This is a genomic window from Salinisphaera sp. SPP-AMP-43 (assembly GCF_049568105.1).
Classification (GTDB): domain Bacteria; phylum Pseudomonadota; class Gammaproteobacteria; order Nevskiales; family Salinisphaeraceae; genus Salinisphaera.
Map to the genome: position 1 here is coordinate 1,224,408 of NZ_CP145335.1, position 23,090 is coordinate 1,247,497.

Annotated in this window: 21 protein-coding genes; 6 read left to right on the forward strand and 15 right to left on the reverse strand. The window is 63.4% G+C overall.

Translation table 11 applies throughout. The features are described 5' to 3' along the window. The first annotated feature begins 10 nt into the window (after positions 1–10). The 4 genes from V5738_RS05250 (at position 11) to V5738_RS05265 (ending at position 7,476) form a co-directional block, all read left to right on the forward strand. Positions 11–778 (forward strand): MBL fold metallo-hydrolase, encoded by a 768-nt coding sequence (locus V5738_RS05250; RefSeq protein ID WP_423823356.1) that lies wholly within the window; start codon positions 11–13, stop codon positions 776–778. Then, positions 754–4,653: a phosphoribosylformylglycinamidine synthase gene (gene purL / locus V5738_RS05255; protein WP_423823357.1), complete on the forward strand. Its 3,900-nt coding sequence runs from the start codon at positions 754–756 to the stop codon at positions 4,651–4,653. Before V5738_RS05250 ends, purL begins: the two co-directional genes overlap by 25 nt. A 220-nt stretch (positions 4,654–4,873) precedes the next feature. Continuing rightward, positions 4,874–5,410: a YbhB/YbcL family Raf kinase inhibitor-like protein gene (locus tag V5738_RS05260; RefSeq protein ID WP_423823358.1), complete on the forward strand. Its 537-nt coding sequence runs from the start codon at positions 4,874–4,876 to the stop codon at positions 5,408–5,410. A gap of 68 nt (positions 5,411–5,478) precedes the next feature. Continuing rightward, on the forward strand, positions 5,479–7,476 hold the full coding sequence (locus tag V5738_RS05265) for an acetoacetate--CoA ligase (RefSeq protein WP_423823359.1): 1,998 nt from the start codon (positions 5,479–5,481) through the stop codon (positions 7,474–7,476). Positions 7,477–7,588: 112 nt separating this feature from the next. On the opposite strand, the gene V5738_RS05270 is transcribed toward V5738_RS05265, so the two are convergent. The 15 genes from V5738_RS05270 to V5738_RS05340 all read right to left on the reverse strand — a co-directional run bounded on the left by V5738_RS05270 (position 7,589) and on the right by V5738_RS05340 (position 21,072). After that, the gene (locus V5738_RS05270; protein WP_423823360.1) at positions 7,589–7,903 is read right to left on the reverse strand and encodes an STAS domain-containing protein; all 315 of its coding nucleotides are present in this window, start codon (positions 7,901–7,903) and stop codon (positions 7,589–7,591) included. Positions 7,904–7,906: 3 nt separating this feature from the next. Continuing rightward, positions 7,907–8,521, reverse strand: coding sequence for an MlaC/ttg2D family ABC transporter substrate-binding protein (locus V5738_RS05275; RefSeq protein WP_423823361.1), 615 nt, complete (start codon positions 8,519–8,521; stop codon positions 7,907–7,909). 104 nt (positions 8,522–8,625) lie between these two features. Beyond that, positions 8,626–9,207, reverse strand: coding sequence for an outer membrane lipid asymmetry maintenance protein MlaD (mlaD, locus tag V5738_RS05280; RefSeq protein ID WP_423823362.1), 582 nt, complete (start codon positions 9,205–9,207; stop codon positions 8,626–8,628). A 251-nt stretch (positions 9,208–9,458) separates the two neighbouring features. Next, a complete protein-coding gene (gene mlaE, locus V5738_RS05285; RefSeq protein ID WP_423823363.1) occupies positions 9,459–10,241 on the reverse strand; it encodes a lipid asymmetry maintenance ABC transporter permease subunit MlaE in 783 nt (260 codons plus the stop codon). Next, entirely contained in the window at positions 10,238–11,074 is an 837-nt protein-coding gene (locus V5738_RS05290; RefSeq protein ID WP_423823364.1) for an ABC transporter ATP-binding protein, read from the reverse strand. The genes mlaE and V5738_RS05290 overlap by 4 nt, the downstream gene beginning before the upstream one ends. Before the next feature lie 26 nt (positions 11,075–11,100). Next, positions 11,101–11,766 (reverse strand): lipoyl(octanoyl) transferase LipB, encoded by a 666-nt coding sequence (lipB, locus tag V5738_RS05295; protein ID WP_423823365.1) that lies wholly within the window; start codon positions 11,764–11,766, stop codon positions 11,101–11,103. Beyond that, a complete protein-coding gene (locus V5738_RS05300; RefSeq protein WP_423823366.1) occupies positions 11,763–12,035 on the reverse strand; it encodes a YbeD family protein in 273 nt (90 codons plus the stop codon). Before V5738_RS05300 ends, lipB begins: the two co-directional genes overlap by 4 nt. Positions 12,036–12,114: 79 nt before the next feature. Continuing rightward, positions 12,115–13,260: a D-alanyl-D-alanine carboxypeptidase family protein gene (locus V5738_RS05305; protein WP_423823367.1), complete on the reverse strand. Its 1,146-nt coding sequence runs from the start codon at positions 13,258–13,260 to the stop codon at positions 12,115–12,117. A 72-nt stretch (positions 13,261–13,332) separates the two neighbouring features. After that, on the reverse strand, positions 13,333–14,292 hold the full coding sequence (locus V5738_RS05310) for a septal ring lytic transglycosylase RlpA family protein (protein WP_423823368.1): 960 nt from the start codon (positions 14,290–14,292) through the stop codon (positions 13,333–13,335). Next, positions 14,289–15,293: a lytic murein transglycosylase B gene (gene mltB / locus V5738_RS05315; RefSeq protein WP_423823369.1), complete on the reverse strand. Its 1,005-nt coding sequence runs from the start codon at positions 15,291–15,293 to the stop codon at positions 14,289–14,291. The genes V5738_RS05310 and mltB overlap by 4 nt, the downstream gene beginning before the upstream one ends. Next, positions 15,290–16,408: a rod shape-determining protein RodA gene (rodA, locus tag V5738_RS05320; protein ID WP_423823370.1), complete on the reverse strand. Its 1,119-nt coding sequence runs from the start codon at positions 16,406–16,408 to the stop codon at positions 15,290–15,292. The genes mltB and rodA overlap by 4 nt, the downstream gene beginning before the upstream one ends. Next, complete coding sequence (gene mrdA, locus V5738_RS05325) at positions 16,405–18,315, reverse strand: penicillin-binding protein 2 (RefSeq protein WP_423823371.1); 1,911 nt, start codon at positions 18,313–18,315, stop codon at positions 16,405–16,407. Before mrdA ends, rodA begins: the two co-directional genes overlap by 4 nt. 90 nt (positions 18,316–18,405) lie before the next feature. Continuing rightward, positions 18,406–18,891 (reverse strand): rod shape-determining protein MreD, encoded by a 486-nt coding sequence (mreD, locus tag V5738_RS05330; RefSeq protein ID WP_423823372.1) that lies wholly within the window; start codon positions 18,889–18,891, stop codon positions 18,406–18,408. After that, positions 18,888–19,844 (reverse strand): rod shape-determining protein MreC, encoded by a 957-nt coding sequence (gene mreC, locus V5738_RS05335; RefSeq protein ID WP_423823373.1) that lies wholly within the window; start codon positions 19,842–19,844, stop codon positions 18,888–18,890. The genes mreD and mreC overlap by 4 nt, the downstream gene beginning before the upstream one ends. Positions 19,845–20,031: 187 nt before the next feature. Continuing rightward, on the reverse strand, positions 20,032–21,072 hold the full coding sequence (locus V5738_RS05340; RefSeq protein ID WP_423823374.1) for a rod shape-determining protein: 1,041 nt from the start codon (positions 21,070–21,072) through the stop codon (positions 20,032–20,034). A gap of 273 nt (positions 21,073–21,345) precedes the next feature. Here V5738_RS05340 and gatC point away from each other — a divergent pair, with 273 nt between their 5' ends. Together gatC and gatA are read left to right on the forward strand one after the other, a co-directional pair. After that, on the forward strand, positions 21,346–21,633 hold the full coding sequence (gene gatC / locus V5738_RS05345; RefSeq protein ID WP_423823375.1) for an Asp-tRNA(Asn)/Glu-tRNA(Gln) amidotransferase subunit GatC: 288 nt from the start codon (positions 21,346–21,348) through the stop codon (positions 21,631–21,633). After that, the gene (gatA, locus tag V5738_RS05350) at positions 21,633–23,075 is read left to right on the forward strand and encodes an Asp-tRNA(Asn)/Glu-tRNA(Gln) amidotransferase subunit GatA (RefSeq protein ID WP_423824136.1); all 1,443 of its coding nucleotides are present in this window, start codon (positions 21,633–21,635) and stop codon (positions 23,073–23,075) included. The genes gatC and gatA overlap by 1 nt, the downstream gene beginning before the upstream one ends. Positions 23,076–23,090 lie beyond the last annotated feature (15 nt).

Genomic DNA, 23,090 nt, shown 5'->3' on the forward strand with positions numbered 1-23,090 from the left:
TATGCCCAATATGCGCTTTGCCCTTCTGGGCAGCGGCAGCAAGGGCAATGCGCTGGTCGTCGAGCAGGGCGCGACCCGGTTGCTCATCGACTGTGGTTTCTCGGCGCGCGAGATCGCAAAACGCTTAGCCCGGCTTGAGCTGGTACCGGCCGATATCGACGCGATCGTGATCACCCACGAGCACGACGATCACTGGAAGGGTGTCTCCCGTTTTTCCCGGGCCCACGATCTGCCAGTCTGGCTGACCCCAGGCACCCATAGCGCGACCGTAGCCAGCGAAGTGGCCGCGCGCGAGCTATATTCGCCGCACGAGCCGTTCGCCATTGGCGAGCTGGAGCTTTGGCCTTATCCCGTGCCCCACGATGCGCGCGAGCCCGCGCAGCTGGTGGTGGGCAACGGCGAGCACCGGTTGGGCGTGTTGTCGGATATCGGCCACGCGACGCCACATGTGCGCGATATGATCGATGCCTGCGATGCGCTCATCATCGAGGCCAACCACGATCCGGAGCTGCTGGCCGCGGGGCCTTATCCGGCGAGTCTGAAAGCACGGGTGGCCGGGCGCCTGGGGCATTTGAGCAACGCCCAGGCCGCTGAGCTGGTCACCCAGATCGATACTGGCGCGCTCCAGCACGTGGTGGCCGCACATATGTCCGAATCCAACAATCGCCCGGAGCTGGCCCGGGCCGCGCTTGCGAAAGCGCTGGCCTGCACGCCGGACTGGGTCCATGTCGCCAACCAACGCGAGGGTCTGCCGTGGCGGAGTCTGGTCAACCGATAGCAGCAGTCGAGATCTATGCCGGCGAGTCCGCGCTGGCCGACTTCGAAACAATCCGCCTGATCGACGGCCTGGCCGCCGCGGGCATCGACGTCGAAGGCGTATCGGCCCAGGCGATCTATATCGCGGCCTTCGCTGACGAGCCGCAGGACGCCATGCGCGAGCGCCTTGGCAATCTGTTGGCCGTCGACGGCGATGCGCCGACGGCGCGTGGCGTGGTCGTGGTGCCGCGTCTGGGTACGGTCTCGGCCTGGTCGTCCAAAGCCGAGGATATCGCCCACAACAGCGGCATCGAATCGTTGCTGCGCCTGGAGCGTGCGCTGGTCTATACCTTCGAGGGCACCGCCCCGAGCACCCAGGCGCTGATCGCAAGCGGTGCGCTGCATGACCCCATGACCGAGTCGGTGATCGAAGACTGGGCGTTGCTGAATACTCTGTTCTCGGTCCCGGAACGCCGGCGGCTGCGTCGAGTGCCGCTCGGCCGCCGCGGCGTGTCAGCCCTGCATGAGGCCAATCGCGACTGGGGGCTGGCGCTGGCCGACGAAGAAATCGAGTATCTGGCCGAGCAGTACGGTGCGCTGGATCGCGACCCGACCGACGTCGAGTTGATGATGTTCGGCCAGATCAACTCGGAGCACTGCCGGCACAAGATCTTCAACGCCGAATTCACGCTCGACGGGGAAGTGCAGACCAAGTCGTTGTTCGACATGATCCGCAGTTCCTACAAGGCCGCGCCCGAAGGCGTGTTGTCGGCCTATCGTGACAATGCGGCAGTGGTCGAGGGCGCGAGCGCGACCCGGATGACGGTCGATCGCGAGCGCGTCTATCGCCTGGTCGAAGAAGACGTGCATCTGTTGATGAAGGTCGAGACCCATAATCATCCAACCGCCATCGCTCCGGCCCCAGGCGCGGCGACCGGGGCCGGCGGCGAGATCCGCGACGAAGCCGCCACCGGCCGCGGCGGTAAACCCAAGGCTGGGCTGATCGGCTTCTCGGTCGCCGACCTGCGGATCCCGAATGCCATCCAGCCTTGGGAGCGCGACCCTGACCGGCCGGCCCATCTGGCCAGCGCGTTGGATATTATGCTCGAAGCGCCGATTGGCGCGGCTCGCTACAACAACGAGTTCGGCCGGCCGGCGCTCGGCGGCTATTTCCGCAGTTTCCAGTACGAATCGGCTGAGACGGGCCTGCGCGGCTTTGCCAAGCCGATCATGATCGCTGGCGGCATGGGTAATGTCCGGCCCGGCCACGTCGAAAAACACGAAGTGCCGGTCGAGGCCTGTCTGATTGTGCTCGGTGGCCCGGCGATGCTGATCGGTCTCGGCGGCGGGGCGGCCTCCTCGATGGCCAGCGGTACCTCCTCGGCCGAGCTGGATTTTGCCTCGGTGCAGCGGGCCAACCCGGAAATGCAGCGGCGGGCCCAGGAAGTCATCGAAGGCTGTATCGCGCTGGGCAAGCGCAACCCGATCGCCTCAATCCACGATGTCGGTGCCGGCGGGCTGTCCAATGCACTGCCCGAGATCATCGACGCCGATGACCGCGGCGGCTCGATCCGGCTGCGCGATATCCATTCAGCCGATCCCAGCCTGTCGCCGATGGAGATCTGGTGCAACGAATCGCAGGAGCGCTATGTGCTGGCGATTCCAGCCGATTCGATCGAGATCTTCGAAAAACTCGCGGCGCGCGAGCGCTGTCCGTATGCCGTGGTCGGCCGGGCGACGGCCGAGCCGAATCTGGTGGTCGAGGACGGTGAGGCCGCGACCGCCGAGACCGCCCGCCCGGTGGATATGCCGATGGAAGTGCTGCTCGGGCGCACGCCGCGTATGCAGCGTGAGGCAGTGCATGAACCGAGCCGCCTGCCGAACTGGGACCGGACCGGCGTGGATATCGCCGAAGCCTTCGAGCGTGTGCTGCGGCTGCCGAGTGTGGCCAGTAAATCGTTTCTGATCACCATCGGCGATCGTAGTGTCGGCGGCATGACCGCCCGCGATCAGATGGTCGGGCCCTGGCAGGTGCCGGTCGCCGATGTGGCGGTGACCACGACTGCCTTTACTGGCGATTCCGGCGAGGCGATGGCCATGGGCGAGCGTGCCCCGGTGGCCCTGATCGATGCAGCGGCCTCGGGCCGCATGGCGGTCGCCGAAGCGATCACCAACATCGCCGCCGCCCGTATCGACGAGCTCACCGACATACGGCTGTCGGCCAACTGGATGGCCGCCTGTGGTGATGCCGCCGAGGACGCTCGGCTTTACGACACAGTACGTGCGGTCGGCGACGAGCTGTGCAGCGAACTCGGCTTGGCAATTCCGGTCGGCAAGGATTCGCTGTCGATGCGCGCCCGCTGGGAGTCGGAGAGCGGTTCGCGCACCATGAGCGCGCCGGTTTCCCTGGTGGTCTCAGCGTTCGCGCCGACCCTGTCGGCCCGCGCCACCCTGACGCCGCAGCTGGTGGCTCCGGCCGAGCTGGAAACCCGGCTGATACTGGCCGATCTCGGGGCAGGGCGGAACCGCCTGGGCGGTTCGGCGCTGGCCCAGGTCTACGGCGCCCTCGGCAACCGCGCGCCCGATCTGGATAGCCCGGCAGCATTGGCTGGCCTGTTCGAATCGGTACAGGCGCTGGCCTCGGAAGGCCGGCTTCTGGCCTACCACGATCGTAGCGACGGCGGCTTAGCCGCCTGTCTGGCCGAAATGTGCTTTGCGGCCCATGTGGGCGTGGACGTGGCCTTGGACGAGTTGGATGGCGATCCGGTGGCGGCCCTGTTCGCCGAGGAACTGGGCGCCGTGCTGCAGGTCGCCGCCAACGACGTCGACGACGTGCTCGCGCATCTGCGCGAGGCCGGCGTGGCTGCAACCGATCTCGGCATGGTTACCGATAGCGATCGGCTAGTGATTCGTCATAACGACCAGCCCGTGCTGTCGATCGCGCGGGTGGATGCCCAGCGCCACTGGGCAGCGACCAGCCATGCCATGGCCCGACTGCGCGACGCCCCGAGCTGTGCCGACGCCGAATACGACGCGTTGCTGGATGCCGACGATCCAGGCCTGCCGGGCGAGCCGAGCTTTGATCCGGCCGAGGACGTGCACGCGCCATATGTGAATACGACCCGCCCGAAGGTCGCGATCCTGCGCGAGCAGGGCGTCAATGGCCATAACGAGATGGCTTTCGCCTTTACCCAGGCCGGATTCGATGCCGTCGACGTGCATATGTCCGAGGTGTTAGCGGGTCGTCAAAATTTGGTCGATATGCAGGGCCTGGCTGCCTGTGGTGGTTTTTCCTATGGCGACGTGCTCGGCGCTGGCCAGGGCTGGGCCAAGTCGATCCTGTTCAACCGTCGGGCGCGCAAGGCATTCGCCGAGTTCTTCGAACGCGACAACAGCTTTGCCCTGGGGGTCTGTAACGGCTGTCAGATGCTGGCGGCGTTGTCGGAGTTGATTCCGGGCACCGACGGCTGGCCGGCGTTCGTGGCCAATACCTCGCGCCAGTTCGAGGCCCGCACCAGTGCGGTCGAGATCCTCGAGTCCAATGCTGTCTTGCTTGAGGGCATGGCCAACTCACGGATGCCGGTCGCGGTCGCCCACGGCGAAGGGCATGCCCACTTTGCCGACGCTGACGACTTGGCGCGGTTGAGCGACAATGGCCAGATCGGCATGCGCTATACCGCGAACGCCGGCGGCCCGGCCACGACTTATCCGGCCAATCCCAACGGCTCCCCGCAGGGCGTGACCGGCCTGTCCAACGCCGACGGCCGGGTGTTCATCTGCATGCCGCATCCCGAGCGGGTGACCCGGGCAGTCAATCTGTCCTGGGCGCCGGGGCACTGGGGCGAAGCCAGCCCTTGGGCGCGTCTATTCGCGAACGCCCGGCGTTTCGTTGGCTGAGTTCGAGGTGGGTTGCCGGGCTGGTCGCTGTAACGCGTGCGCCGGCAGCCCGAACGGCCGGCCTGCGGCCATCGTGTCGTGAATGAACGAGCCGCAGGCCAAAGACGAGTCCATGCTTGTCGAAGGCGGCCCGCCATAGCCGCGCCGTAGTCCAGTCGGCGCCAAAGACAGACCGGCATGGCTGCTAAGATAGGTGGCCGCGATGTGGCTGGAGGCCGAAATGAAACCACGACGCATGATCGTCCGGGCCGTGGCTCTTTGTGGGCTGGCTGCGCTGCTGGGTACGGCCTCGGCGGCCGATCTCGGCCTGCACTCTTCGGCGTTCAATGACGGGCAGTCGATCCCGAAACGCTACTCCTGTGACGGCGCCGGCGTATCGCCACCGCTGCGTATAAGCGGCGTACCTAGGCAGGCCAAGACTCTGGTTTTGTTGGTCGATGATCCGGATGCGCCGTCCGGCGACTGGAGCCACTGGGTGTTATACAACATCGACCCGGATCTGGTGGTTTTGGCGCCGGGGGCAGCCAGCCAGCGCCTGCCGGGGCCGGCGATCACGGCCGCCAATAGCTATCACGACCGCGACTATGGCGCGGTCTGCCCGCCTCGTGTCGACGGCGCGCATCACTATCGTTTCACGCTCTATGCGCTGGATACCCGGCTGGGCGCTAACCCGTCGGATCAAGCCGCGGTCGAAAAAGCCATGCAAGGGCATATCCTGGCCCGGGCCCGCCTGACTGGAATTTATACGCGCGACTGAACGCCGCGGGCCCAACGATAGGGCGGGGCTGGTATCGTGTCGTCATCGTTGCAGCCACAGATGTCGTGATGAGCGCCGAGTCTGAGCATCCCATCGTCTATCGCCCGAGCCAGGCGACCCTCGAAAACAGCCGGATCGCAGACTTTATCCGCTGGCTGGCGGCCGATGCTCAAGCGCCGACGCTCGCGATCGATGACTATGCCGCGCTGCATGCCTGGTCGATCGATCAGCCTGGCTTCTTCTGGGCCCGGCTCTGGGATTATCTTGGCCTGGTGGGGCAGCCTGCTTCTGGGCCAGTACTGGATACGCTGTCGATGCCGGGTACGACGTGGTTTGCTGGTGCCGAGATCAACTTCGCCGAGAATCTGTTGCGCGAAGCACTGCATGGCGATCCACAGCGTACTGCGGTTGTCAGTCTGTCCGAGGCTCGCGAGCCGATCACGCTGACCTACGGCGAATTGCTCGATCGGGTCGGGGCGTTCGAGGCATTTTTGCGTCAGGCCGGTGTCGAGCGCGGCGATCGCGTGGCCGGCGTGGTCGCGCATACCCACGAGCCGATCGTGGCGCTGCTGGCCTGCGCTAGCCTCGGTGCGATCTGGTCGTCGGCGTCGCCGGATTTCGGGGTATCCGGCATCGTCGACCGGTTCGCCCAGATTGAGCCGAAAGTGCTGATCACGGTCGATGGCTATCGCTACGGCGGCAAGGATTTCGATCGCCTGGGGCGGATCGCCGAGCTGCGCGAGCAGATTCCGTCGATCCGCCAGGTCGTGGTCATCGACAATACCGGCACGGCGCAACCACTAGCCGACGACCCGGCGATCGCCGGCTGGCAAGAAGCACTGAGCGCTCATGCCGGGGCGGCGCCGAGCTTCGATCGCGGCCCGTTCGATCGCCCGGTCTATATTTTGTTCTCTTCGGGCACCACGGGCGTGCCGAAATGCATCGTGCACGGCGCCGGCGGCTGCCTGATCCAGCACGCCAAGGAGCAGATCCTGCACGGCGATCTGGGCCGCGACGATGTGTTTTTCTATTTCACCACCTGCGGCTGGATGATGTGGAACTGGCACGTCTCTGGCCTGTTTACCGGCGCGAGCCTGATGACCTACGACGGCAATCCGGGCTATCCAGATCTAGATGCGCTTTGGCAGGTGGCCGAACAATATCGGGTGACGCATTTCGGTACCAGCGCCAAATGGCTCGGGGCCTGTCGCAACGCCGGGCTCGCCCCGGGAGCGGATCACGATCTCGAGGCACTACGGATCATCTTTTCGACCGGCTCCCCGCTGCTGGATGCCGACTATGACTGGGTCTATGCACAGGTGGGCTCGGATATGCTGCTGGGCTCGATCTCGGGCGGGACCGATATCGTGGCCTGCTTCGTCGGCTGCTGCCCGATTTTGCCGGTGCGGCGCGGCGAGATTCAGTGTCGTCTGCTGGGCGTGGCCGCCGAAGCTTTCAACACCGACGGCGAGCCGGTGATCGGCGAACGCGGGGAGCTGGTCTGTACCCAGCCGCTTCCGTCGATGCCGGTGGCGTTCTGGAACGATCCGGACGGGGCGCGTTATCGTGCCGCCTATTTCGAGACTTTTCCCGGTGTCTGGGCGCACGGCGATTTTATCGAATTCACCGTCGAGGGCGGGGCCATCATCTATGGCCGTAGCGATGCCACGCTCAACGTCGGCGGGGTGCGCATCGGTACTGCTGAAATCTATCGCCAGATCGAGCCGATGCCCGAAATCGCCGACTGCATGGTAGTCGCGCGCCGACAGGGCGACGACGAGCGCATCGTGATGCTGGTCGTGCCCAGCGAGGGGCATACGGTCGATGCCGCGCTGTGCGATGCCATCCGGCGGCGGCTGCGCGACCACGCCAGTCCGCGCCACGTGCCGCAGCAGATTCTAGCCATCGAAGCGTTGCCCTATACCCGCAGCGGCAAGAAAGTCGAAGTGGCGGTTGCGCGACTGCTCAATGGCCAGAGCGTCGACAATACCGAGGCCATCGCCAATCCCGACAGCCTGACCGCGATCGCACAGCATCCGGATCTGGGGGGCGCCCCAAGTAGCTGAGTTGTTGCCGGGCCGAATCGGCGCGGATCGCCCGCGGCTTGGCGTAGGCAGCAGAAACAAGCCGGGGAGGACCCGGCTTGTTCGTTGCCCGAGACGGGCAGGGCCTGGTTCGCTACGCGGCCGCGTTTTGACGCCGCGACAGCGTGATCACGTCATCGAGGGCACAGAACTCGATAATAGCCCGCATCTGAGCTGGTGCGTTGATGAACCGTAGGTTCGCACCGGACTGTCGTGCTTCCCGGATCCATTCCAGCAGCAGAGCGACCCCTGCGCTGTCGGCACGGGTCACGCCGCCCAAATCGATCACTGTGTCGCGTCCGCGATCGAACCAGCTGGCCGAGTTGCGAAGCCGGGCCGGCACGTTGGCCATGTCCAGTTCACCATCGACTCGAACCGTATGCGTGTCGTCGTTCGACATCTCGCTCATGGGTTACGAATTGTCGACGTAGCGTTTTTCCATCTGGTCGATCAGGCTCTCGAGGCCATTGCGACGGATTTCCGAGTTGAACTGGCCCCGGTAGTTGGTCACGAACGACAAGTTGCCGACGCTGCCGTCATAAACTTTCCATTCATCCTGGACCTGATGGAGCTGCAGGCTGACCGGCGTATCCTGACCATTGGGCGAATGGATGACGGCATTGAACGTCACGCGCTCGGCATCGGCCGGGGCACGGACCGGCTTATACTCGATCTCGACGTTGTCGTTGAAGCCGAGCAGGGCGCTGCCGTAGGTCCGGATCAGCATGCTCTTGAAGGCTTTCTGAAAGCGCTGGCGCTGGTCCGGGGACGCCTGGCGCCAGTAACGGCCGAGCACCAGCTGCGACATGTACGGCAGATCCAGCAGCGGCACCAGATCGCGATCGATCAGGGCATAGAGCTCCTGCGGATTGTTGCGCAGTTCTGCACGCCGTCCTTCCAGGTCATCAAGGACCTTCTCTACGGTTTGTTTGGCCAACTGTTTGGGGGGTGTCGGCGCTGCACTGGCCAGCGACGGGGCCAGTACCGCCACGAACACGAAGGGGATAAGAATTCGACTCCAACGCATGATATTGCACCTGAGCATTCTGAAAATCGGGATTGTAGGCGAGTGTTGTGATCTAGCCCTGAATCTTGCCTTAAGCGTGTGATTCATTGTGTGCCAAGCTTTTATCAGCCGCCGGCCCCTTGAGAGGATCCGGCACTGTCTTGGCTGGCGCCGCCGCCGGAATCCGGGCCGAACAGGCTGCCTTGGCTGGCGCCGCTGCTGGAATTGTTGTGGCCGCTATCGTCCGAATCATTATCGCCAGCCATAGTCGTCATGAACTGGCCGATTAGATTCTCCAGCACGATCGCGCTCTGGGTAATGATGAACTGGTCGCCGTTTTTCATGTTGTCGGTCGACCCACCGGGACCAACGCCCACGTACTGATCACCCAGCAGGCCGGAGGTCAGGATCGAGGCATCCGAATCCTTGGGGATCTTGTACTGATCCTGGATCCGCATGCTCGCCACGGCACGGTAGGTCGTCTGATTGAGCTTGATATCGGTGACCCGGCCGATACGAACGCCGGCCAGATCCACGGGAGCGCCGACTTTCAGACCACCGATGTCGTTGAACGCAGCACTCACCGTATAGCCCTGGGTGTCGCTGGTATTGGCCAGATCGCTGACCCGCAGGGTAAGGATGAACACCGCAGCGATACCCAGACAGACGAATAATCCGACCAGCAGTTCGACGGCTCTCGATTGCATAAAGGAACCTCGGTTCTATTCGTGCGCGGTCGCGCCGGTGGCTGCGCGTGCGACCGACGGGAAACAAAAAAAGTGGCAGGCCAGCAACGCGGTGGCTGGCGCCGATGCCATGTCCGACCAGCTGCCTTGCCAGTGCGATCGGCTCTGGTTCGGCGCAGTAAACAGAACTGTTGAGCGCGCTGTCAGAGCAGGCAGCGCGCCTTGGCAATCCACGGACGAATAGAACGGCAACTCCATAATTCCTCGATCCGCTAACCGCTGAACATCACGGCGGTGAGCATAAGATTGGCGGCCAGTATGGCCAAGGAGGCAATCACCACGGTATTCGTCGTCGCGCGTGATACGCCTTCGGACGTCGGGGCCGTATGATAGCCCTGATATACCGCGACCCAGGCGATGATGGCACCGAACACGCCGCTTTTGATGAAGATGTTGAGAATATCCTGATTGAATTCAACGCTCGACTGGATACCGTTCCAGTAAGCGGCTGCGTCGACGCCGAGCAGGTCAACGCCGACGAAGTACCCGCCGGCGGCGCCGATCGCCATCACGCAGAAGATACTGGTCAGCAGCGGCATAGCGATCACCCCGGCCAAAAAACGCGGCGCGACGATCCGACGCACCGGATCGACCGCCATCATTTCCATACCGGATAGCTGATCGGTGGCTTTCATCAGGCCGATTTCGGCGGCCAGGGCGCTACCGGCCCGGCCGGCGAACAGTAGGCCGGTCACTACCGGGCCCAGCTCGCGAACCACGACCAGAGCCACCGACGTGCCCAGCGCATTCTCGGCGCCGAAATCCGACAGCGCGCGATAGCCGGACAGCGCCAGCACCATGCCGACGAAGATCCCGGCGACCACGATGATCAGCAGGCTCAGCACGCCCACCGAGTAGACCTGCTCGACCACCAGCCGTGGTTTGGTGACCAAGCGAGGCAGGGCGGCGAGAATACGCAGCAGAAAGATCGCGCTGCGCCCGACCTCGGCGACCCAACCGAACAATACGTTGAATAGCTGCAGCGCCCACTTCATTTCCCGTTCTCTTTCAGCAGATCATCGGCATAGGGCGTATCGGCATAGTGAAACGGCACCGGCCCGTCGGCCGAGGCCGTGATGAACTGCTGTACCCAGGCCGAGGAAGAATTGCGAATATGCTCGGGCGGTCCGTGGTCGACCACCTGACCGTCGGAGATCACATAGACATAGTCGGCGATGCCCAGCGTTTCCTTGACGTCATGGCTGACCACGATCGAAGTTAGGCCGAGCACGTCGTTGAGCCGCCGGATCAACCGTAGCAGTACGCCCATCGAGATCGGATCCTGGCCGGCAAACGGTTCGTCGTACATGATCATTTCCGGATCCAGCGCGATTGCCCGGGCCAGGGCCACGCGGCGCGCCATCCCGCCGGACAGTTCGGCAGGCGCCAGATCCCGGGCGCCGCGCAAGCCCACGGCTTCGAGTTTCATGAGCACGATGTCGCGAATCAGCCGCTCGGGCAGCTTGGTATGCTCACGCAGCGGGAAGGCAACGTTGTCGTAGACCGACAGATCGGTCAGCAGCGCGCCCGACTGAAACAGCATGCCCATGCGTTTGCGCTGTTCGAACAATCCCCGCTGGGATAGACGATCGATGGCCTGGCCGTCGAAATGCACTTGGCCGGAGTCGGCTTTCCATTGTCCGCTGATCAAACGTAGCAGGGTGGTTTTGCCGGTGCCGGAGGGGCCCATGATGGCCGTGATCCGGCCGCGCGCGATATCGATATCGACGCCGTTGTAGATCGTGCGCGAACCGATGCAGAAATGCAGGTCGCGAACGTGTACGAGGCTGGAATCGGTGGCGTGGGTCGTGGCGTTATCGTCGGTCATGCGGGCGATGGGCGCTCGGTTGCGCGCTAGCCTATCAGATCGGCTGCGGGGTCCGGCGAACTGCTTGCATCGATGCCGAGTTCGCGGCCCAGATGGGCAGATAGGTCGCTGGCCACCTGATCGAGATCGCTTGGCCCGCCCAGATCCCGGATCTGGGTCATGGTCAGACCGTGGTAGCCGCAGGGATCGATACGCGAAAACGGCTCAAGATCCATATCGACGTTCAACGCCAGGCCGTGATAGCTCTTCGAGCGGGATACGCGCAGTCCGATCGAGCCGATCTTGGCGCCGTCGACATAGACGCCCGGGGCGTCGCGCCGAGCATAGGCAGTGATCGCGTAGCCGGCCAAGGTCGCGATCATGGTGTTCTCCAGCGCGCTGACCAGGCTGCGGATACCAATCCCCAGGCGCACGAGATCGACCATCACATAGGCCATGATTTGGCCCGGGCCATGATAGGTGACCTGGCCGCCACGATCGATTGGCACCACCTCGATATCGCCCGGCATGAGGATATGCTCGGCGCGCCCGTTGCGGCCCTGGGTGAATACGGGCTCGTGGTTGAGCAGCCACAGCGCATCGGCGTCCTCGGGGCCCCGCTCGGACGTGAATGTCTTCATGGCCTGCCAGATCGGACGATACGGCTGCGGCTGCCATCCGAAACGTCGGACGGCGATCGGCGGCGTGCTCATAGCGACATCAAAACCTGGCCGCTATCGGTCAAGTCCTGATAGATGGCATCCAGCTGGGCCTTGCTCTTGGCGTTGATCGAGGCTGTGACCGCGATATAGCGGCCGCCCCGGGATTCGCGCGAAGACAGATCGTCGGTGGTCAATTCCGGTACATGCGCCTTGACCAGTTTATAGACGACTTGCTCGAACGACGTCCCGTGCCGGCCGAACGCCTTAATATCGAATTCGCAAGGGAATTCAAGCAGGGTTTCGTTGTTGTCTGCAGACATCTCTACACTGTGCTCTTGGCGGACTGCGGCGTCCAGTCGCCCGGCCCAACGGAATGCGCTGGGCCGAGCCGGGCGGCAGTTACTGGAACATCATCAGGACTTCGTCGATGAGCTGGCTGACATAGCCGCCCTTGCCGATCGACTGGCCGGCGTACAGTGGCTCTTCTTTGAGTGTCTTGTCGTTATATTTGATCGCCAGCGTGCCCAGGCGCTCGCCTTCCTTGACCGGCGCGCTCAGATGCCCGGGCAGTTCGGCGCTGGTCGATAGCGAATCACGCTTGCCGCGTGGATAGGCGACATAAATCGGCCCGTGCGCGACCACCGGAACCTGGTTGGCATCGCCTTTCCAGACTCGAACCTGGGAGATTTCCTTGCCGGCGTCGAACAACTTGCCGTCGTCGAAAAAACGAAAGCCATAGCTGATCAAGGCTTCGCACTGGCTCTTGCGGCCGTTTTCGGAATTGGTGCCGGTGACCACCGAGATCACGCGCATGCCTTGATCCTTGGCCGAGGCCACCAGGTTGAAGCCGGCCGATTCGGTATGGCCGGTCTTGCCACCGTCTACGCGTTTGTCTGACCACAGCAGCGTATTGCGGTTGTACTGCTGAATGCCGTTGTAGGCGAATTTCTTTTCGTGGAAGTATTGATCGTAGAGCTTCGGAAAGTCGCGCACGATCGCGGCATACAGCGTGGCGATATCACGCGCGCTCATATAGTGGTCGGGATGCGGCAGGCCGTTCACGTCCATGAAGTGGCTGTTACTCATGCCCAGCTGTTTGCCGTACTGGTTCATGTAGTCCGAGAACGTGGACGTGGTGCCGGCGACATACTCGGCCAGTGCGACCGCCGCGTCGTTGCCCGAAGCCGTGATCAAGCCGTGTAGCAGCTTGTCGACCGAGACCTTGTCGCCGACTTTGAGAAACATCTGGGATCCTTTCATCTCCCAGGCTTTCTTGCTGACGGTGACCAGGTCCGAAGGCTTGAGATTGCCTTTGTCGATCTCGTCGAAAATGATGTAACAGGTCATCAGCTTGGTCACGCTCGCCGGTTCGACCTGTTGATCCGGATTCTTGGCTGCCAGCACCTGCCCGGAGTTGTAGTCGACCAGGATATAGCTCTTGGCGCCGAGTGAAGGCGGATTCGGAATCGGCAGATCCGCGGCCGAAGCGGTCGTGCAAACCAGCAGGGTCACAGCGATCAAGAACAGGCGTTGGGCGTGAAGCATCGGGCTCGAACTCTTGGCGAACATGTATACGGTTGCTGACGGGCGAAGTTTAGCGTCTCGGCGGTGTGGCGGCTAACGTTTGACTTCGCGTACCGGGAAGCCAGCGTCGGCAAGCTGCTGCCGGGCATTGTAACGGGCTGCGGACGTATCGAAGGGGCCGACACGTACACGATAGAGTTTCATGTCCGGCGAGGGCGGTACAACGCTGACCGGATCGATACCGGCCGCGCGGGCCTGATCGCGGGCTCGATCAGCGCGGGCTGCGCTGGAAAAAGCGCCGATCTGGAGTTCGCCGCTTGGCTGCAGCGATGAGGCCCGTGCTGGCGCAGTTGTTTCGGAAGCGGCCGCAGCTGGGCGCGCCGGCTGCGACGTTCGGCTCGGCCGGGTCGGATCGGCGCTGTCCGGCGGGTTCTGGGCACGGCGCAGCGGTGCGCTCGGCGGCGGGTCGTTCGCGGCCGGCGGCTTCGCCTGATCGACGCTGCCCGGGGTGACGGTACGAATGCGTACCGGTGCGCTACCGGCGCCGACGATACCCAGGCGGCGCGCTGCGACATAGGACAGATCGATGATCCGGCCTTTATGGAACGGCCCACGGTCGTTGACCTTGACCACCACCTGGCGGTGGTTGTCCAGATTGGTGACCTGAACCCAGCTCGGGATCGGCAGGCGCTTGTGGGCAGCGGTCATGGCGAACATGTTGTAGGGCTCGCCCGACGAGGTGCGGCCGCCGTCGAACTGACGGCCATACCAGCTCGCGCGGCCGGTCTGGGTGAAGCCGTCGGCGCTTTTGAGTACGTAGTAGCGCTTGCCCAGGGCGGTATAGCTGGTTGGGTTGCCGTACTTCGATTTCGGTGCGTTCTTGGGGATGGCGTCTGGATACTGGCTCAGATCGATATCCGTTTGGTCCGGTGGTCCATCGTTTTGATAATAACCGCCGCCCTTGGACTGGCTGGGCGGCGTGCTGGCACAGCCGGCGATCAGCGTAATTGCAGCCAGCACGGCCAGTATCGCAGACAGCCGCAGCCGGTTCACGAGCCGACCGCCGGGTGGGTGAAGGCATGAATCTCGCGGCCGAGCTGATAGACCGCCATCGCATACAACGGGCTGGTGTTGTACGTGGTGATGACGAAGAAATTATGCTCGGCGACCCAATATTCCGGGCCGTGCGGGCCGTCGAATTTCAGCAGCCCGACCCGGGTTTCCAGAGCCGGTTCATCCGCAACCGACACCCCCTTAGACTTGAGCTCGCCCCAGGTATAGCGGGTCTTGCGGGTGCTGGTGTCGATATCGTCGATGCTGTGTGGGCTGGCCAGTTCGGCCGGCTGGGCGATCGGCGCGCCGCGTTGCCAGCCGTTTTCGGTCAGATAATTGGCCACCGAGGCGATGATGTCGGCCGGCTGGTGCCAGAGATCGCGGCGGCCGTCGCCGTTGCCATCCACGGCATAGGCGGCATAGCTAGACGGCATAAACTGGCCGAGACCCATAGCCCCGGCATAGGAGCCGACATCGTGGGTGCAGTCGAGCTGTTCGTCCACGCACAGGCGGATGAACTCGCCGAGCTCCTTAGTGAAGAATTTGGACCGTTCGGGATAGTCGAAAGCCAGGGTCGACAGGGCATCCAACACACGATCCTTGCCGATATAGCGGCCGTAGCGGGTTTCGACCCCTAGAATAGCCGCGACGATCCAGGCGGGCACCCCATACTCGTTCTGGGCGGCCTCGAATCGGGCGCGGTGGGCGTTGACGTAGTCGGCGCCTTGCTGAGCGCGTTCAGGTTTGACGAAGATCGGCCGATAACCCGCCCAGGTGAGCGTCTTTTCGGCGGGCTTGCGCATCTTGGCAATAATCTCCGGCTGATAACGTGCTTCGGACAGTAGCCGGTGCGTGGTCGATTCGGCGATGCCGTGCTCGCGATGCAGGCGTTTGATCAACGCCTGGCCGGCCGACGAGTTCGCATAGTCACCGTGTGGCGTATCGGCCCAAGCCGGCGCGGCGGCCAGCGCAAGCACCAGCCCAAAAGCGAAAATCTTCATGTGGCAAGCAGTTTCCGGTGGGTATGGATCGACATGAGAATGCCGAAGGAGGCCAACAGCATGACCATCGAGGTGCCGCCGAACGAAATCAGGGGCAGGGGGACGCCGACCACCGGCAACAGGCCGGCAACCATGCCCATGTTGACGAAGGCATAGAAGAAGAAAGTCAGCGATAGACTGGCCGCGGTTAGGCGCTGAAACGTGTCCTGGCTTTTGATCGCGATGAACAGCCCGCGGCCGACTACAAAGCCATAGATCGCCATCAGGCCCAATACGCCGAACAGGCCGGTTTCTTCGGCATAGACGGCAAACACGAAGTCGGTATCGGACTCTGGCAGGAAATTCAGATGGGCCTGGCTGCCGTTGAGCCAGCCTTTGCCGAACAACCCGCCCGAGCCGATCGCGATCTTCGACTGGGTGATGTGATAACCGGCCCCGAGCGGGTCGCGGGCTGGGTTCAGAAAGGTCAGCACGCGCTGTTGCTGATAGTCGTGCAGGTTGAACCAGATCAGTGGTGCGGCCGCGGCCGCGAGCACGATCAGCAAGAGGATAATGCGCCAGCGCAGGCCGGCGAAAAACAGCGCGAAACCGCCGCCGGCGATGATCAACAATGCGGTGCCCAGATCCGGCTGCTGGACCACCAGGGCCACCGGCACAGCCATAATTACGCCGGCCAGTACGACATCGCCTATGCGCGGTGGGAGCGGGCGCTGGTGGAAGAAAGCCGCGACTGTCAAAGGCACCACCAGCTTGCAGATTTCGGAGGGCTGAAAACGCACCACCCCGAGATCGAGCCAGCGCTTGGCGCCCATCGCGGCATCCCCGAGCACGAGTACTGCTACCAGCAGCAGTACGCCTATTAAATACACCCAGGGTGAGGCGACGCGATACCAGTGGGGTGGAATCTGGGCGAGTACGATCATCCCGGCCAGGCCGATACCGACGCGCACGGCCTGGGCGATCACGATCTGCGACGACTGGCCCGAGGCGCTATACAGCACGAACAGACCCAACAGCGCGCAGCAGAGCAGCCCGGCCAGCAGCTGGACGTCGATATGCCACGCGCTCAGGCGCGCCGACAGCGTCGCGGGGCGTTCCTGGGCGGTGCTGCTCATGAGCGGGACTCCCCGGCTGGCTTGCTGCTATTGGCCTGCAGGGTTTCGCTCTGCTCGAGGCTATCGAGATAGCTGTCGATCACGCGGCGAGCGATCGGTCCAGCCACGCTGGAACCGCCGCCGCCGTGCTCGACCAAGACCCCGACCGCGATCTTGGGATCGTCGACCGGGGCGAAAGCCAGAAACAGCGCATGTTCGCGCAGCCGGTGCGGGATGCTGTCCAGATCCGGGGCGACTTCGTTCTGCGGCAGGCCGGCGACCTGGGCACTGCCCGATTTGCCGGCGATCGGGTACTTCAGGTGCCGGCCGACATAGTGGTGGGCGGTGCCATGCGGGCTGTTGATGACGCCTTGCATGCCGTTGATCACGATCTCCCAGTGCCGTTTATCCTTGAGCTCGATCGGCGGCAGGGCATCGGGCCGGTATTGCGAGGTCCGCCGGGTCTGGGGGTCGCGCCAGGCCTTGAGTACATGCGGACGATAGGCATGCCCGCGGGTGGCCAGTTCGCTGGCGGCCTGAGCCAGCTGCAGCGGGGTCGTAGTCATGAAGCCCTGGCCGATGACCGTGATCAGGGTCTCGCCGGGATACCAGGGTAGGTGGCGATTGGCGTGCTTCCACTCGCGGGAGGGCATGATGCCGGAATTCTCGCGCGGCAGATCGATACCGGTCTTCTGGCCCAGGCCGAACATGCTGCCGTAGCGGTGGATATTATCGATACCGAGCTTCATGCCCAGTTTGTAGAAATATACGTCCGAGCTGCGCTCGATGGCCTGGGTCAGATCGATCCAGCCCTGGCCGGAGCGCTTCCAGTCGCGATAATGATGGCTGGAGCCGGGCAAGGTGACATAGCCCGGGCACCAGACTTTCTTGTTCGGATCGATCACCCCGGTCTCGAGTGCCCCAATGGCCATGATCGGCTTGACTGTGGAACCGGGCGGGTACTGGCCCTGCAGGGCGCGGTTGTACAGCGGTTTGTGCGGATCGTGGATCAGGCGCGAATAGTTGGCGCGGCTGATGCCGTCGACGAACAGATCCGGGTCGTAGCCCGGTTTGCTGACTATCGCCAGCACGCCGCCGGTGTTCGGATCGAGCGCGACCACGGCGCCGTCTTGATCGCCGAGCGCGTTATAGGCGACTTTCTGTAGGGCTGAATCCACGGTCAGGGTCAGGCTGTCGCCAGCGCTGGCCGGATGCATATCGAGTTCGCGCAGGGCCCGGCCGGCGGCGTTGGTTTCGACCACTCGCGAGCCCGGATAGCCGTGCAGCTTGGATTCGTAGGACAGCTCGGCGCCCGCCTTGCCGATATGCGATGAGCCGCGATAGCGTTTTTTATTGACGTTGGTCAGATCGGCTGCGGTAATGCCGCCGACATAGCCGACCACGTGCGAGGCGTATTTTCCGAGCGGATAGTTGCGGGTCAGCCCGGCCCGGATGTTGACGCCGGGAAAGCGTTCGCGATCCACCTCGAAGCGTGCCACCTCGGCTTGGGACAGGTTCAACAGGATCGGGGTGCCGCGAAACGACGGGGTGCGTTTCTCGCGCGAATAGAAGCGCTGTTTGTCGGCCTCGCTGATGGTCACGATCTGGGACAGACGTGTGATGGTGGATTTCACACTGTCAGCGACCTGCTCGGGGACGATTTCCAGGCGATAGGCCGGTTCGTTGTTGGCCAGCAGATTGCCATGGCGGTCGTAGATCAGGCCGCGGACCGGGGGTACGACCTCCACCCGCATGCGATTGTCCTGGGACCGGGTCTCGTAATAGCCGTGTCGATAGACCTGTAGATAGAGCACCCGTGCCACCAGCATGCCGATCAGGATCAGCAGTAACAGGCTGGCAGCGATCGTGCGGAGGATGAACAGGCGCCGCTCGGCCGCATGATTTTTGATTGCATCGTCTGCGGCCATACCCGCTCGTTTCACCCTGTCTGAATGCAAGACGCCGGTCGAAGCGCGCATGCGCGCTGCGTTCCGTCGTGTTCACTGACCCCCGTGATGCTATCCGACCTCAAATTCCGCGATCCGTTCCAAAAGAAATGCCCAGACCGGCCAAAGCACGGCCGAGGATAACGCCGGCAGCCAGCGCCACCATTGGTTCACATCCAGCCCCGTGGCCCCGTCGATCCAGAACAGTACGAACTCGTACAGCAAAAACACCGGCAGCATCAGCAATGCCTGCTGTGCCAGCGGAAAGCTCCATAGCAGTTCTCGGCCCTTGACCACCACATAGGCTGCAATCGCCATGGCTAGGCCATGTTCTGAAAACGGCGTGCCGTAGAGCACATCGATGGGAATGCCACAGCACCATGCCGCGACCGGGCCGAAACGCAGCGGCTGCATCGCGGTCCAGAACATCACGGTCATGGTGTAAAAGGCCGGTCGGGCCGCTGACAGCGTCCCTGGCAGCGGCAGCAAGGTCAGTACCAGCGATACGGCCAGGCAGGCAACGATCAGCAGAATGCTTACGCGCTGATTGGCGATCATTGGTCTGGCGCGTTGTCTTGATCCGGCGGCTCGTGGCCCGGGCTGGTGCCGCTGTCCGAAGCCGCGTCACCAGGAATTTCGGCCGCCTTCGTAGGCGAATCGTTCCAGACCAGCAACACCTCGCGGCCTCGGTCGAGGTGGGCAGTCGGCTTCGCGGTGACTTGTAGGAATTCCTCACCAGGACGACGCTCGACCCCGGTGACCTCGGCGACCGGATAGTTCGGTGGATAACGGCCGCCCAGTCCGGACGAGACCAGCAGATCACCGACCTGGATATCGGCGTTGTTGGGTAGAAAGGGCAGGGTGAGCGCTTCGGAGCGGCCGGTGCCCTGGGCGATGGTTTGCAGCCCGGTGCGATTGACCTCGACCGGGATACCGTTGTTGGCATCGCTGATCAGGATCGCGCGCGCATCCAGCGGCGTGACGTCGGTGACTTGGCCCATGATGCCGTGCGCATCGATCAACGCCTGGCCGACGAACACCCCGTCCGAGCTGCCCTTGTTGAGCTTGATGTACTGCCGGTACGGGTCGGGGCTGACCGACAGGATGCGCGCGATCAGTACGTTCTGGTCCAACGAGCTGGCTGAGGCGAGCAGGGCACGGATGCGTTCGTTTTCGGCCTGTAGGGCGGCGAGTTTCTGTAGCCGGCCCTGGAGCAGTAGCACTTTCTGGGAAAGCTGCTGATTCTCTTTGATCAGGGCGCCGCGGTCGAAATAGTGCTGTAGATAACCGAGCGCTTCGTCGGGCCACTCGGCAGCGATCTGAATCGGCTCCAGCGCTACTGCCAGGGCACTGCGCACTGGTGAAAGGGTCTCGCGGGCGTCGTCGACCATCATCAATACGATCGAGGCGATCGCGATAGCCACGATCGTCAACCCCGGCGCGATGCGTCGGCCCAGCAGGCCGGGTTTGTCGTCGTCTTTGAGCCCCAGCACTAATGCGGCCTGACGCACACAGACCAGCCGGCGCGATTGATCGCGCAGACGGGCAGGTCAGTACCGGTAGGGACAACGCGTAACGGTCGGCTCATCGAATCAGGCCGTTGAGGCTTGCGCGGGTGACAAACGAAACGGGCGCGCGCGACCGCCCAGATCATAACCTAGGCCGCGCACAGGGCTCGCATAACGACGAATCGGCGCGTTACTCGAGCGCGAACAACGCGCCGGATTTGCGATCGAGCATTTCCAGCAGGATGCCACCGCCGCGGGCAACACAGGTTAGCGGATCGTCGGCCACGATCACCGGCAGGCCGGTTTCTTCGGACAGCAGTTTGTCGAGATCGGCCAGCAGAGCGCCGCCGCCGGTCAGTACGATGCCACGCTCGGCAACGTCCGAGCCCAGTTCCGGCGGGGTCGACTCGAGCGCCAGTTTGACCGCCGAGACGATGTTCGACAGCGGCTCCTGCAAGGCGTCCAGCACCTCGTTGGAGTTGAGCGTGAACGAGCGCGGCACGCCAGCCGACATATGCCGTCCGACGACTTCGATCTCCTTGATCTCGTGGCCGGGAAAGGCAGTGCCGATCTGGTGCTTGATGGATTCGGCGGTGGTCTCGCCGATCAGCATGTTGTACTGGCGCCGGACATAATTGACGATCGCCTCGTCGAGCTTGTCGCCACCGGTGCGCACGCTCTCGGCATAGACGATGCCGTTGAGCGAGATCACCGCCACTTCTGAAGTCCCGCCGCCGATATCGAGCACCATCGAGCCCCGGGCTTCACCGATCGGGATCCCGGCGCCGATCGCTGCGGCCACCGGTTCCTCGATCAGATAGACCCGGCGGGCGCCGGCGTTGGAGGCCGACTCGCGAATCGCGCGGCGTTCGACCTGGGTCGAGCCGTAGGGCACACAAACCAACACCCGGGTCATCGGGCGCAGAAAACGCTTCTGGTGCACTTTGCGGATGAAGTGCTGGAGCATTTTCTCGGTAACGGTGAAATCCGCGATCACGCCGTCCTTGAGCGGGCGGATGGTGCCGATATGGGCCGGTGTGCGACCCAGCATGCGTTTGGCGTCCGAGCCGACGGCCTCGATGCGTTTGCCGCCGCGGGCGTCCGTACGGACGGCGACCACCGAAGGTTCATTGAGCACAATGCCCTGATCGCGCGCATAGACGAGCGTATTGGCCGTACCCAAGTCGATCGACAGATCATTGACGAACAGGCCGCGAAAGTTTTCCAGCATGGAATTCACCGAGCACTAAAATTATGGCGCGGATCGCGCGCACCGGCTGCCGACAGATGTCGGCTGCATGACCCTGAGATAAGCCGTCGCCCCTCGAATCTCATCACAAGGCATTTGAAGGAGCGCAATGCTAGCAATGGGGACCGTGCACGGCAACGCTGGCTGGTCGCTGAATGCAGACCGGCCGGACAAAGGATTGCGCGATCTTTTATGCTACGTTTTGCCGCCGCGTGGGGCTGACCTGCCAAATTCATTCAAATCGAGACAATCGTCGTGAGTCTGACTGCCGATGATGTGCGCAAGGTTGCTCGCCTGGCCCGACTGGGCCTAGACGACAGCCAGATCGCCGACTATGCGAGCCAGCTGTCCAGTATTCTGGACGTGGTCGATCACCTGGAGAGCGCCGATACCCGTGATGTCGCGCCGATGTCCCATCCGCTGGATCTGACCGCCCGGCTGCGCCCGGACGTGGCCCAGTCGAGCGTGGATCGCGAGGCGTTCCAGGCGATCGCGCCGGATACCGCCGCAGGCCTATATCGCGTGCCGAAGGTGATCGAATGATCCACGAACGCTCTATTGCCGAATTGATCGCAGCGCGTACCGCTGGCGAATTGAGCGCCAAGGCGATCGCCGATGCCTATCTGGCGCGGATCGATGCCCATGCCGACACCCTCAATGCGCTGATTACGCGCACCGCCGAATCCGCGCGTGAGCGCGCGAGCGCGATCGATGCTGCTGCCGAGGGCGCACTGGCTGGCCTGCCGCTGATCCACAAGGATATTTTTTGTACCCAGGGCGTGAAGACCAGCTGTGCTTCGCGCATGCTCGATAACTTCATCGCGCCCTACGATGCGACCGTGGTCGAACGTCTGGCCGCGGCCGGCACGGTCACTTTGGGTAAGGCGAATATGGACGAGTTCGCGATGGGCTCGTCCAACGAGAACAGCTTCTACGGGGCGGTGAAAAACCCCTGGAATACCGACTATGTGCCGGGTGGCTCTTCCGGCGGCTCGGCTGCGGCCGTGGCGGCTGGCCTGGCTCCGGCGGCTACCGGTACCGATACCGGCGGCTCGATCCGCCAGCCGGCTGCGCTGTGCGGCGTGACCGGTATCAAGCCCACCTATGGCCGGGTCTCGCGCTACGGCATGATCGCCTTTGCCTCGAGCCTCGACCAGGGCGGCTGCTTCGCCCGCTCGGCCGAGGACTGTGCGCATGTGCTGGGTGCTATGGCCGGCTTCGACGAACGCGATTCGACCAGCGTCGAGCGTGAGGTGCCCGACTATGCGAGCCAGCTCAGCGGCGATATCGCCGGCCTGACCATCGGTTTGCCCCGGGAATACTTCGCCGACGGGCTCGAGTCCGGCAGTCGCGAAGTCATCAATCAGGCGATCGCCGAACTGGAAGGCCTGGGCGCGAGGGTGGTCGAGATCGACATGCCGCATACCGAGCTGGCGGTATCGACCTATTACGTGATTGCCCCGGCCGAAGCGTCGTCGAATCTGGCACGCTTCGACGGCGTACGCTATGGCCATCGCTGTGCCGACCCGGTCGATTTGGATGATCTGTATACCCGATCGCGGGCCGAAGGCTTCGGCGCGGAGGTCCAGCGGCGCATCATGATGGGCGCCTATGTGCTCTCGGCCGGCTACTACGATGCCTATTATCTAAAGGCCCAGAAGACCCGCCGGCTGATCGCAGGCGACTTCCACCAAGCGTTCGAACAGGTCGATCTGATTGCGGCCCCGGTGACCCAGGCGCCGGCGTTCAAGCTCGGTGAAAAGGCCAACGACCCGGTTGCGATGTATCTCAACGACGTCTATACGCTGCCGGCGAGTCTGGCCGGGGTGCCGGGCATGTCGGTGCCGGCCGGCTTCGTCGACGGGCTACCGGTAGGGATGCAATTGATCGCGCCCTGGTTCGAGGAGGCCCGGCTGCTGAATGCCGCCCATGCCTACCAGCAGGCCACCGACTGGCATACCCGTCGCCCGCCGGGCTTCGAATAAGCGACCCCAGGAGAT